The sequence below is a fragment of the Limisphaerales bacterium genome, from assembly GCA_014382585.1.
In the GTDB taxonomy this organism is placed as follows: domain Bacteria; phylum Verrucomicrobiota; class Verrucomicrobiia; order Limisphaerales; family UBA1100; genus JACNJL01.
Genome location: JACNJL010000057.1, coordinates 130045 through 142080 on the forward strand (window position 1 = coordinate 130045; position 12036 = coordinate 142080).

Annotated in this window: 9 protein-coding genes and 1 CRISPR repeat array; of the genes, 4 read left to right on the forward strand and 5 right to left on the reverse strand. The window is 56.7% G+C overall.

The window, feature by feature from the left end; all coding sequences use genetic code 11:
* The 3 genes from H8E27_13135 to H8E27_13145 all read right to left on the reverse strand — a co-directional run.
* Nucleotides 1–883: hypothetical protein (locus H8E27_13135; GenBank protein ID MBC8326559.1), on the reverse strand; the 883-nt coding region annotated here is incomplete at its 3' end.
* 9 nt (nt 884–892) lie between these two features.
* Nucleotides 893–2650 carry a hypothetical protein gene (locus H8E27_13140; GenBank protein ID MBC8326560.1) on the reverse strand — a complete coding sequence of 586 codons (1758 nt, stop codon included), beginning with the start codon at nt 2648–2650 and terminating at the stop codon, nt 893–895.
* A 312-nt stretch (nt 2651–2962) separates the two neighbouring features.
* Entirely contained in the window at nt 2963–4132 is a 1170-nt protein-coding gene (locus H8E27_13145) for a hypothetical protein (GenBank protein MBC8326561.1), read from the reverse strand.
* A gap of 217 nt (nt 4133–4349) precedes the next feature.
* On the opposite strand from H8E27_13145, the gene H8E27_13150 reads away from it, so the two are divergent.
* Nucleotides 4350–4682, forward strand: coding sequence for a hypothetical protein (locus H8E27_13150; protein MBC8326562.1), 333 nt, complete (start codon nt 4350–4352; stop codon nt 4680–4682).
* A gap of 69 nt (nt 4683–4751) precedes the next feature.
* Here the strand turns inward: H8E27_13150 and H8E27_13155 are convergent, their stop codons facing one another.
* Nucleotides 4752–5216, reverse strand: a complete 465-nt coding sequence (locus H8E27_13155; GenBank protein MBC8326563.1) for a DUF4399 domain-containing protein — start codon at nt 5214–5216, stop codon at nt 4752–4754.
* Nucleotides 5217–5340: 124 nt separating this feature from the next.
* Complete coding sequence (locus H8E27_13160; GenBank protein MBC8326564.1) at nt 5341–5604, reverse strand: hypothetical protein; 264 nt, start codon at nt 5602–5604, stop codon at nt 5341–5343.
* 334 nt (nt 5605–5938) lie between these two features.
* Between H8E27_13160 and H8E27_13165 the strand changes: the two genes are divergently transcribed.
* The 3 genes from H8E27_13165 to cas2 are packed head-to-tail and all read left to right on the forward strand — an operon-like array spanning nt 5939 to nt 10452.
* On the forward strand, nt 5939–9220 hold the full coding sequence (locus tag H8E27_13165) for a hypothetical protein (GenBank protein ID MBC8326565.1): 3282 nt from the start codon (nt 5939–5941) through the stop codon (nt 9218–9220).
* 9 nt (nt 9221–9229) lie between these two features.
* Nucleotides 9230–10150, forward strand: coding sequence for a type II CRISPR-associated endonuclease Cas1 (gene cas1 / locus H8E27_13170; GenBank protein MBC8326566.1), 921 nt, complete (start codon nt 9230–9232; stop codon nt 10148–10150).
* The gene (gene cas2, locus H8E27_13175) at nt 10117–10452 is read left to right on the forward strand and encodes a CRISPR-associated endonuclease Cas2 (protein MBC8326567.1); all 336 of its coding nucleotides are present in this window, start codon (nt 10117–10119) and stop codon (nt 10450–10452) included. The genes cas1 and cas2 overlap by 34 nt, the downstream gene beginning before the upstream one ends.
* A gap of 79 nt (nt 10453–10531) precedes the next feature.
* A CRISPR array of direct repeats spans nt 10532–12017; the repeat unit is 36 nt; unit sequence ATTGTGCCCTCATCTGATTTGGAATCAAGGCAAAGC.
* Nucleotides 12018–12036: the final 19 nt, after the last annotated feature.

The window sequence follows — 12036 nt, forward strand, 5'->3', positions numbered from 1 at the left end:
CCTTGAGATTAACTTTAGTTTTGGAGAGCTCGGTGGTCAGGGTTTCGGATTTTTGTTCAGCGGCCTGGGCGCGGGTGGTGGCGTTGGCGGCTTGTTGCTGGGCGGCGTTGGCGGTGGCGTTGGCGGTGGCCTTGGCGATCTCGGCGGCTTGGGCGCGGGTGGCGGCGGCATCTGCGCGGTTGGCGGCGGCATCCGCGCGTTTGCGTTCGGCGTCGGTGCGGGTATTGGCATCGGCGATGCTTTTGTCAGCGCGGGCATTGGCATCGGCGATGCTTTTGTCAGCGCGGGCATTGGCGTCAGAAGCGTTTTTTTGCGCCGCGGCGAGGGCCATCTCGGCGCGCTTTTGGGCATCGTCGGCGTTTTTCTTGGCGGTGTTGAGATTGATTTCAAGATTGTTGATGTCGCCTTTGAGTTTGGCGGCCTCTGCCTCAAGTTTTTTGCGTTCTGCTTCGAGTTTCTTTTTTTCCTCTTCGCTGAGCGTGGACTGTTGGGTGCGTTCTTTGAGTTGTTCGAGGGCGATGCGGTTGGCTTTTTGGGCGGCGTTTTTTTCGGCCTCTTCTGCTTGAGCTTTGCGATACCAGCCGAGGGCTTTTTGCTCGGCATCGTCAATCTTTTTGGCGCTGGCTTGCTGGCTTTCGGTGGCGGTATTGGAGAGGTTGATGTAGGCGCGCTTTTGTTCATCCAGTTCGACGGCGGTTTGTTTAAACTGTAACCGCACCAGCTCAAGGTCGCGGTGGGGATCGCCTAAGCCGGCGCCCGCGGATTGGGAGCCTCCGACGCCTGAGTTCTCGTTCTTTTTGGTTTCAATCTCATCCCACGCGGTGAAATGGATGAGGTTGAGCAGTAAGAAATCGCAAAGGATGAGCAGGAGTGTTTTATTCATAACAAGAGATTATTGGGTGTGGGTGCCGGGCGCGGCTTCGGCGTCCATAATGAGTTGCTGGCGTGTTCCCCGGACGTGATGGATTTTGACAATCGCCACGCATAGGATGCCAAAAATATTTGATGCGTACGCCACGGAAAGGCTGATGCCATCAAGGCCCAGCATTTTGGCGGCGAGGGTGAGAGCGGTTCCGGCGATGCCGATGTAGAGGCCCATGTCGAAGAGGTTGTCTTCATTTTCCAGAAGGCGCAGCTTGAGCAGGGGATCGCCCGTGCCGGAGCGGATTTCGTCCACTTTGGATTTGCAGGTGATGTATACGATGATTTGGATCGCCGCAAAGGCGAGGGCCAGAAAGATGTTGAGAGCAAGGTGGCTGCTGGTTGCAAACATAGTGTTTTTGAGTTCCGAGTTTGGGGTTTGGTTTTCGTCCTCACTGAGGACGGGTAAATTGATGGACACGGTGTATTCAGAGGATTGCGCGGGCTGGAGGAGTACGGGCTCGCCGAGGGCCACGAGGGTGAGGAACAGGGCGCAGGCCATGGCTCGGCGGCGCAGGATGAAGTCGCGCACGGCGTTGGCGCCGTTGGCGGTTATGGTAAAAAAACTGTTCCAAGCGCGCATGAGGATGATGCAGCCGAGGCCGAGTAACAGGTATTTTACAAAGAGCGCCCAGCTGGGATGGCGCAGGCTGAAGGAAGCGGCGGAGTCGAGACCCAACCCGGCACGATCGGATACGGGCAGTTGCTGTGCGAGCACCAACATCATGGAGCCGCGCCCGTGGCGCATGGCGTTTTGTAGCCAGCGGGTGCCGGGGCGCCCGTGGCGAATGAGGTAGCGCGTAACGGCTTCGGGCTGGCCGCTCCAAATAGAGGCGGCGTACACGGCGGGAAATTCAGAATGTTCCAGAGGAATGAACGGCAACGCGGTCCATTCGGCACGCGTGAGTTTGCCGTTGGCGTCGGCGTCCCACTGGATGGGCTGGCCTTTGGCGTCCCGGTTGATCGCGTGGCTGAAGAGGTTGGCGAAGGGCGTTTCGATCAATTCATCGGCAGTGATGAGGTTATCGCTTTTGCCGTTTTCATCCAGTTCGTTAAACGTATCAAAGGGGGGCACGAGTGTTTGCAGTTTGGCAATTTTTGCTAAATGCATAAGGGAGAGCGTGCTTTCGGTGTCGCGCATCAATTGGCCCAGTTGCGGCTGGGTGAGCCGGCTGGCGAGCAGGGTTAAGGAGTGAAGTGCTTCGTGTAGCTCGCTGGTGTTGGCATCCTGCCCGAGGCGATGGAGTTGCAGGTTTAGATCCTGATGAAATTTTCCATTAGCTTCGAGAACGGCGGCGAGGTTGATGGCCGCAGCGTAGTTGCCGGCTTGGCCTTCCAAAGAGAGCAACCGATTCACTCGTTCATTTTGTGTTCCTAACTGCGCCCTCACAGTGCGGCGATAGCTGGGGCTGAAAAAGGGATTGAGAGCCGGAGCGGTTTGGAGCGGCTCTAGTTTTTCCGGTGCGGGTGCAGGGTGTTCCAGTTGCTGGGCAGCGAGATTAATCAGGGGTGCGGCACCCAGCGGGTTGTCGGTTTCGCCAAGTTGATCACGGAATTGTTCAAGAGTCTGCCCTTCCTCCACAGCTGCTTGTGCCAGTGCGTCGGCGTGCAGCGTGTTGTACTGCACGGGGAACAGCCAGCCGACCGTCAAAAATACCACCGCCAATACCCCATGAATGATGAGGTGATGTAACAGATATGGCTTGTCTGTATCGTTTGACGGCAACATAGGTTAACTCCTTGGTCGGCACCCGATAGGTTGCGTGCCTGACCTAATTTTATAGACGTACTGTTTTGGTGCAATGTTCAACCCGAGCTAGTTAACGGGAACTACTCACCGTTGTGAATAAAAAAGAATGGGTTCGGGGGTTTATTTGGCGTGCCGGCCAATGGGTTCTCGCCCTTTGCGCTCTGGGAAGCGCGCGGATCTTTGGGCGTTGGTTTAGGCATCGGTTTGGGCACAGGTGGCTGAGCGAGGTCGGGCAGAATTTGTACGGGCGGACGATTCTGCGCGATCTGCGGCGCGTTCGGTTGATGAGAATTAGGGTGCGGCTTGAACGCGCGGGCGATCCACACGGAAAAATGTGGGCGCATTCGGCAACGCGTTACCCGCTTCATCCCACCAATGTTCATCAGACAGCGCGCCGTCGGCATAAATCGCTTCCTGCCGTTTCGAGCCGTCCGCATGCAAAAAAATCAATGTGCCCGTGCCGTTGAGTACCTTGCCATTTTCTATTCCGGCCAAATCCCACGTAGTGGCGCGGGTCAGTTTTGCGTCCTGCCAAAATGCTTCATATTCCGTGGAGCCATCACTGCGCCACCAGGTGGCTAATCCTTCGGGCTCCCCATCCACATAATCTGCCTCGAAATGTTTCTGGCCATTGGGATGCCACCACGTGATCTTGCCGCTCGGCTTGCCGCCCGAAAAATTTTCCACCCGGGCAAGTTGCTTCTTGGCCTGATCGTGAAATGCAACGAGCGCGCCATCATATGGAAAAAACATTTCCGATTGATCGAACACCAACCAGCCACGAATTTCCACCTGGCTAAATTCAAGGTACGTCGCGGGTAGGTTGGTTTGGGTGGTTGGACTGGGTGTGGGCGTGCCGCCGCCGGGCTCGATGGTGGGGCCGGGCTCGATGGTGGGGCCGGGATCGAGGGAGGGGCCGGCCTGATGATCGATGGAAGCGATCAACGTCCCGTTAGCGTCCCATTCTTGCGTCTGCTTTGCGCTGCCGCGGTCATCATAAGCAATCGTTGTGCGGCGCTGGCCGGTGGCATCAGTGATGGTGGCGGTGTTAACCAAACGCCCTTTGAATACGTGGGCCAGCAAGCGCTCGGTCCCATCGCTGTGCTTGAGATTGATGCGTCCGGTGTAAGGTTCTGTTTCAAATGCTCCGGCCAAAATCGTGGTCTGCCCGTCGGTGATTTGGTATGTGCTCGAGTTGAAATCATCCGCGTAATGATCGCGTGCGGTGGGCTTCACCGCAAAGTACAGGGCTGAATCCCATTCGGCACTATCGATTTCCAGCGGCAGCCGGTTGATATCCAGCCGCGCCAGAAACTTTGCTTCCACCACCCGCTCACCAACGTCCTTGCCGCCAGAATCGGATTGGCACCCGGCCAACGTCAGCATCGCCGCCACCAAAGCGGCAAGGGAATCAACCCGGAGCGATCCGGAAAACCAGCCATCATTCGGCATTTTTTTCATGTTTTCAGTGCGACCTCCCAATTTTGCCGCCAAACAGGGGGAGTTTAGCGGCCGGGAGGCAGAGTTATTCACAGCAATTTCCATGCCGTGAATAACCATTGCTGCCTCTTTTAATGGGTAGCTCCGTGGGGACGAAGGCAATTTACACCAAAAAACCCTGTGACGCACGCGATTTCCGAGATTGGCTCGGGGCCTATCAAGCGCTACGCTTACGCCTATGGCGCGCACGCGCAAATGCCCCGAATGCAAACGCACCGTACTGGCCGACCGTGATCAGTGCCCTCACTGCGATGCGCCTCGGCCGGAATCCCGGCGCTTGGCGGATCCCGGGCGCGGCATCTCCCCTTCCACTGATGGGCGCCGGCTGGCATTAGTCCGCATGCGCAATGGCGGCGTGGTGATGTTCCTTTTTGGCATTGTACTCATAGCCAACGGTGTGGCATCCGAGCCGGCTCCGCACCTGAAACCCATCGGCGGCGTGGGTGTGCTCTTCATCATTCTCGGCACGGTGGGCTGTTTGTGGAGCTGGAAAATGCTGCGTAACGAATAGGTCCGGTGGAATGGGTACAGTGCACAAAAAAGGCGGCGGAATAATCCGCCGCCTGATTAAAAAACCGGGTTACTTTTTCTTGCCACCCGCCGTCACCGTGATGGTGATTTTCTCTGAAACCACCGGCGGGTTGTGCGGGATGTGCGCGTAATCCGCAAACACCAATTGCAACGTGTGCTTGCCCGGCGGCAAATCCAGCGTCACCTCCGTTTGGCCGCCACCGAAATGCTTCAGCGTATCCGAAGCCACCAAGGGCAGCCCCATCGCCGGCATTTTCTCAGCGTCGATTAACAAATGATGATGTCCCGTGTTCGGCATCGGTTTGCCATCGGGCAGCACCAAGCCCGCCGGGCACACGCCCATGCCCTTAAGGCCGAAGGCTACCCGTACCGGGCCTTTCACCGTTTTGCCGTCACGCGGGAAAATGATCATCACCTTCGCGCCCTTGGGCGAGGGTTGGCGTGGGATTTTATCTTCCGCCACCACAGGCATAAGCAGGCTGCAGGCGAGAATAGAAAAGAGGATTTTTTTCATGAGAATATTGATTTCTTCCGTAGGGGTTGTGAGGTTTAAAACGGTTCACCGGCATTGTGCCCAAGGCCCGCCCCGGCGCAAGCCAAAGTTTGGAAAAATGAAAGGCAGAAATGAGTATCGACGCTTAGGCCTCTGCGTCCGGTTCTGGAGTTTCAGCCGCCTCCGCTCCGGGCAGCGGTTGCTGCTGCGGGGCGTTCTGTTGTTCGTACAAGCTCAAGTGCAATTCCGTGAACACCCCGCGCATAAACCAACGTGCCACGATCGCAAACGCCAGCGCCGCCACGCAGCCGCGCATGATCGAGATCCCCCAATCATTGCCCGCTAAGTGGTTAAGCGCCAGCACCAGCAAAAAGCCCGCGCCGCCCGCATGAATCAAATAATGTGACATAGTGTCCGCGCCCAATTAACCATGAAAAACGACCCTACGCAAGGGGCGGATTGGGGGTTTTCGATAAAAAAATCACGGGAAATGAATGGGCAATTACACCTATTTTTGTGGGCTAAACGGCTAATCCGGTGGCGGACTTTGAAAATAAATGCAATAAATTTAAAGATTTCGGGTCTGGAATGCGAATTATATAGTGATAACTCAAAACAAAAACCGGCCCGAAGGCCGGTTTAAGAAACGCTTTCAATCATGGTGTGACCGCGTAACGGTCAGGGAGCCAGACTGCGTTATCTAACTTTGTCTTGATTCCGCAAACAGTATAGAGAGCCAAATCATGAATGACAACCCAAAAAACAACGGAAATTCCAACGGCGCAAGTCACACCTCACACGACCCCAACGCCAACCTCCACCTCGCCTTCGACGTCGGCCATAGCTCCATCGGCTGGGCGGTGCTCGATGCTCCCGCTGATGCGGAGGTGCTCGGCTGTGGCTCGGTGATCTTTCGCGCGGATGATTGTCTTGCGAGTGACCGCCGCGCCTTTCGGCGGCAGCGTCGGCACATCCGCAGCACGCGCCAACGGATTGCGCGCCTGAAAGTTCTGCTGCGGCACCTGGGCGTGTTGACTGAGGCGGAATTGAATGTGCCCGGCTGTGCTTGGCCGTGGATGTTGGCGGCGCGGGTGTTGCGGGGCGGCAAGGCGCTTTCGTGGACGGAGCTGTGGGATGTGTTGCGCTGGTACGCGCACAATCGCGGCTACGATGGCAACCGGCGCTGGAGCCGCGTGGAGAGTGAAAATGCGGTGGATACCGAGAAAGTGCAAAACGCCAACGCATTGATGGAGGAACACGGAACCGAATCGATGGCGGAAACGATTTGCGCGGTGAGCGGGATTGATCCGCTGGGCAAAAAACGCTCGGCGGCGGTGGCGCCGAAGGATCGGTTCAAGAGCCAAAACGCTGCGTTCGATCGCGACGTGGTGCGCGGTGAAATGCAGCGCGTGCTGGAGGCGCACGCGGGCCAGTTGGACAAGCTTGATGCCGACGTCATCCGCTGCCTCATCGGCAACGACCCGTGGGATGACGCCGCGTGGCAAGTCGTGCCCGTGCCGGGCCTCAAGCTGCCCAAGCGGTATTTCGGTAGTTTGCTTTTTGGGCAGCTCGTGCCGCGCTTTTACAATCGCATCATCAGCACGTGCCCCATTTCTGGTGGCAAAGTCCCCACGCGGCACGCGCCGGAGTTTCTTGCGTTTCGCTGGGCAATGCAACTGGCCAATGTGCGCGTGGCCGGTGCGGGCGAAAAGGAGCTGCGTCCGCTCACCGCACCCGAGCGCAAGCAAGTGGATGAGGCGATGCACGCGGAGGGCTTTCTGACCAAGGGCAATTTCAAAAAAGCCGTGCGCGAAATCATCGGCAGCGACCGCGACAACCTCGACACGATGCTGCTGCATCCCGATGCCGAGCGCGCACTGGTGCTCGACCCCGTGCGCAAGTTTGCTCACGGCGGAATCTTGGGCACGCTGTTCCTCACCCTGCCGGAGAACATTCGGCGCTTGGCATTGAATAGTTGGCGGCGCGGCAAACGCCAAACGCTGGCGGATCTACTGGCGCTCGCCGAAAAACACGGCTCGGATACGGGCGATTTTGAAACCGCGCTGGAGGATTACCTCGCCAACCCGCCCAAGTCGCGCGGCAAAAAGAAAGCCCCGCCGCCCACGCGCGAAAGTGTTCTCAACAAAAATCATTTTTACCCTCGTGGCGCACCGGGCCGAGGACCCTACACCCGCACGGTGATGGCCCAAGCGGCGGCCGAGGCGATGGCCGGCGGCGATCCGCGCGAGGAAGGCGGTTGCCTTTATGTGACCGATGAATTGAGGCACGCGCAACTCAACCGTCCGTTGGCCGAGCAAACCAATAACCATCTCGTGCGCCATCGGCTGCTGATGCTCGGGCGGGTACTCGAGGATGTGGTGGCGGAATACGCCGATGGCGACAAAAGCAAAATCGCCCGCGCCGTCATCGAAGTAAACCGCGACGTGCGCGAGCTGTCCGGCAAGAGCGCCAAACAAGTTGCGCAGGATCTCGGCCTGCGCCTTGCCAATCACAAATCCGTTTCCAAAAAACTGGAGGAAGAAATGGCCGCGCTCGGCAAACCCATCACTGCCAGCCTCATCCGCAAGGCCCGCGTGGCGGATGACCTCGACTGGACCTGCCCCTTCACTGGCAAGCGATTTGATGTGCCGCAGCTGGTGCACGGCGCCGTGGACCGCGAGCACATTATCCCGCGCTCGTTGCGCCCCACCGATGCGCTCGATGCGTTGGTAATGACCTTCTCCGCCGTGAACCATATGAAAGGTAAACGTACCGCGTTGCAGTTCATTGAGGAAGAAGGCGGCAATGCCGTGCAAGGCGCGCCCCATCTCACGTTATTTACGCCGACTCAGTACAAAAAATTTGTGGACAAGCTCGAGACCTTTAAAGGCCACGACGATGACAAGAAACGGAAGAAGCGCCGCAAGGATTGGCTGTTGCTCGCCGACTACGAGGAAAAGGAATTCACCCCCGGCGACCTCACGCAGACCAGCCAAATCGTGCGGCTCGGCGCGCAGGTCATCCAGCGGCATTTTCAGGAATGCGAAAAACCGCCGCGCGTCATTTCATTGCCCGGCAGCGTCACCGGCGAAGTGCGCAAGGCGTGGCGTCTCACCGGCACCCTTGCCGTGGCCAACCCGCAAGTGCTTAACGAAGATGGCAGCACCAAGACCAAAACCGAGATTCGCGGCATCACCCATCTGCACCATGCCTTGGACGCCTGCGTGCTGGGCCTCGCCGCCCATTTCATCCCCAACAACGGCCGCGTGTGGCAGCTCATCGTCAAGCGCCGCCTCAATCCCGCCGAGCAAAACGAGCTGTTGCAACTCGGCGTGTACAGCCGCGATGCCGATGGACGCGTGCATCTGCGCGACCTCGCCGATCATCGTAAAGAACAAATCACCCACCGCCTCGCCGAACGCCGCGTGGTGCAGCACCTCCCCGCCCGGATGACCGGCCTGCGCGTGGAGCAAAATACCTGGCGCGTGGAGCAAGTGGAAGACGGCGTGGCCACCCTTAGCCAGCGCATCCGTGGCGAGGATGGCACCCTGCCCGCCACCAAACAAACCACCGAGAAAACCATCAAGCTCCTCGGCCCCGACCCGGTGCCCGGCAGCGAGGGCAAACTCGCCGCCCTGAAAGGTGCGCTCGTCATCCCCGAGAATTTTGGTGCTGCCATTCTCGATAACGCAAAAGAGGGGAAGCCATTGTTCGAGATTGTTCCCTTTCACAAGGTTTGGCCAAGATTGCAGAAAATTAAAGAACGCAATGGGAACAAATTCCCGCGTGTTATTCGAAATGGGCAGATAATAAAAATAACTGGTCACCAAAAATCTGGCTTGTGGATGGTTCGGAGTGTGAAGCATTCACTCAAGTTAGATTTAACCAAGCCAGATGTAATCAAGGTTGCATCTTCCGGCTATGGGATATGGCGTGAAGTTTCACTCGTGACACTTGGGCCCGGGAAAATTGAACTAATGCAACCATCGTTTGCAGGTGTCGTGGCGGAGAATGACGGGAAATGATGGTTCGCGATGTCGTATCACATTGTAAACATAGACAGCCCCAAGTGCTCGCTGAGCTGCCGCGATGGCCAGCTCACTTGTCGCAGCGATGATGGCGAGGTGCGGATGCTGCCGTTGGAGGATATCGCCTCCATCATCATCACCAGTTTCTCCGCCCACCTCCACAGCCACCTGCTACTCGAGGCCGCCAAGCACGGCGTGGCGCTCATCATCTGCGAAACCTTCAAACCCGTCAGCCTCCTGCTCCCTGCTAATCGAGCCACCGACACACTGCTCACCCGCGCCCAGGTGGATTTGGCCGAACCCCTGCGCCGCGAGCTGTGGCAGCGCACCGTGGATGCCAAGTGCGCCAACCAACTCTCCCTAGCCACCCAACTCGCGCCGGAAGATCCCCGCCTCGGCGCGCTCGCCCATTGGGCCGCCGCCCGCCATCCCACACAGGAAGCCACCAGCGCAAAATATTTTTGGGCTATCCTCGCTAGTTCATTGAACGAGCCGAGCTTTGAGCGCGCCCGCGACAAGGGCGGCCTCAACCATTTATTGAATTACGGATACGCCGTGCTCCTCTCCACCGTCCTTCAAAAATGCTTTGGCGTGGGTCTCGACCCCACCTTCGGCATCCACCACGCCATCCGCGAACGCGCCACCCCGCTGGCCTACGACCTGATGGAACCCTTCCGCCCCCGCGTGGATTGGCGCGTCGCCCAATGGGTCCACCAAAACCCCGACGAGAAAAGCTGGGAAGTCACCCCCGAATACCGCCAATGGATCACCACGTTGCCGGTAGAAAAAATTTCCCATCACGGACGCCAGCTGCCACTGCAGGGCGTCCTGGAAAACACCACCCGCGGCTTTCGCCGCGCCGTGCTCGAACAAACCCCCAAATACTACGAACCATGGACACAAGGAAATTCAAAATGGGCTGGCTAATGGTCGCATACGATCTCCCCGTCGGCACCGACGAACAGCGCAAGACCGCGAGCGGCTTCCGCAAGTTTCTCCTCGATGACGGTTTTCAGATGATGCAATACAGCGTGTACGTGCGCCCTTGCGTCACCTTTGCCCGGCAGAAAACCCACATCGATCGCGTGAAAGCTCACTTGCCGCCTGAGGGCAGCGTGCGTGCCATCTTCATCACCCGCGCCCAGTGGGAACGTTCCTACGTTCTCCACGGCGCCCCCGCCAAGGAAGAGCCCCCTGAGCAAATGCCCGAACAAATCCAGCTTTGGTGAAACAGATGCCCCCTGTAAAACAGGGGGGAAGAGCAAGGAATTTGCCGGCCGTTCGTTAGAATGGCCGGCAAATTCCTATATTGTGCCCTCATCTGATTTGGAATCAAGGCAAAGCTGGCAGTATACCAACCCTCCTGCAATTCGCATTGTGCCCTCATCTGATTTGGAATCAAGGCAAAGCTCGGGGATGGGTTGGGCGATCCACGAAAGAATTGTGCCCTCATCTGATTTGGAATCAAGGCAAAGCTTGGCTTAAACGATAGCGGCTTTCGCGAACATTGTGCCCTCATCTGATTTGGAATCAAGGCAAAGCTACGGGGGTTCCTCTAGCGTCTACAATCAAATTGTGCCCTCATCTGATTTGGAATCAAGGCAAAGCCCAAAATATTGCGTCCAAGTCGTCCAAGGATTGTGCCCTCATCTGATTTGGAATCAAGGCAAAGCAGGTTGCTGTGTCATAGCTGGATGGAGGATATTGTGCCCTCATCTGATTTGGAATCAAGGCAAAGCTTTAATTTTGCGCGGGTTTCCTCCTGCCTTATTGTGCCCTCATCTGATTTGGAATCAAGGCAAAGCCAGAAATCGGCGTGCCAATACTCATTTTCAATTGTGCCCTCATCTGATTTGGAATCAAGGCAAAGCTGTGAGGGGCTGTTCCCCTCGTGTCAAAACATTGTGCCCTCATCTGATTTGGAATCAAGGCAAAGCTTAGATATCGTTTTTGATAAGTCGGACATCATTGTGCCCTCATCTGATTTGGAATCAAGGCAAAGCTGATATGTGCTTGCCCATTTCCTGCATTATATTGTGCCCTCATCTGATTTGGAATCAAGGCAAAGCTGAGCGAGCTTATGGCTCTGGAAATATCTGATTGTGCCCTCATCTGATTTGGAATCAAGGCAAAGCCTGTTTATCTGTCAGCATCTTTCAACTCCTATTGTGCCCTCATCTGATTTGGAATCAAGGCAAAGCGAAACGGTTTGCCTGTCAACTGATTTTTCAATTGTGCCCTCATCTGATTTGGAATCAAGGCAAAGCTCGGGGATGGGTTGGGCGATCCACGAAAGAATTGTGCCCTCATCTGATTTGGAATCAAGGCAAAGCCTCAAGGACGTGCTGGCCGCGCTGCTGTTGATTGTGCCCTCATCTGATTTGGAATCAAGGCAAAGCTTGCAATTTCATATATATTTTTTGGTTCTAATTGTGCCCTCATCTGATTTGGAATCAAGGCAAAGCCTGGATCTGTGTGCCCCGAGACGTCCCGTGATTGTGCCCTCATCTGATTTGGAATCAAGGCAAAGCATGGGCGCCGAACGGGCTGGATGCGCCATATTGTGCCCTCATCTGATTTGGAATCAAGGCAAAGCTTTAATTTTGCGCGGGTTTCCTCCTGCCTTATTGTGCCCTCATCTGATTTGGAATCAAGGCAAAGCCACTTCCCGAAGGGCCACGGATACACGGATATTGTGCCCTCATCTGATTTGGAATCAAGGCAAAGCGACCGATGCAGACAGATCCATCTGCGCGCAATTGTGCCCTCATCTGATTTGGAATCAAGGCAAAGCGGGCCCACCGGTGGCTTGC

What these genes read in the sequence shown, in the direction of transcription:
- H8E27_13140 (MBC8326560.1), bottom strand. Translation starts at nt 2,650, where the DNA reads ATGTTGCCGTCAAACGATACAGACAAGCCATATCTGTTACATCACCTC.
- H8E27_13145 (MBC8326561.1), bottom strand. Translation starts at nt 4,132, where the DNA reads ATGAAAAAAATGCCGAATGATGGCTGGTTTTCCGGATCGCTCCGGGTT.
- H8E27_13150 (MBC8326562.1), top strand. Translation starts at nt 4,350, where the DNA reads ATGGCGCGCACGCGCAAATGCCCCGAATGCAAACGCACCGTACTGGCC.
- H8E27_13155 (MBC8326563.1), bottom strand. Translation starts at nt 5,216, where the DNA reads ATGAAAAAAATCCTCTTTTCTATTCTCGCCTGCAGCCTGCTTATGCCT.
- H8E27_13160 (MBC8326564.1), bottom strand. Translation starts at nt 5,604, where the DNA reads ATGTCACATTATTTGATTCATGCGGGCGGCGCGGGCTTTTTGCTGGTG.
- H8E27_13165 (MBC8326565.1), top strand. Translation starts at nt 5,939, where the DNA reads ATGAATGACAACCCAAAAAACAACGGAAATTCCAACGGCGCAAGTCAC.
- cas1 (MBC8326566.1), top strand. Translation starts at nt 9,230, where the DNA reads ATGTCGTATCACATTGTAAACATAGACAGCCCCAAGTGCTCGCTGAGC.
- cas2 (MBC8326567.1), top strand. Translation starts at nt 10,117, where the DNA reads ATGGACACAAGGAAATTCAAAATGGGCTGGCTAATGGTCGCATACGAT.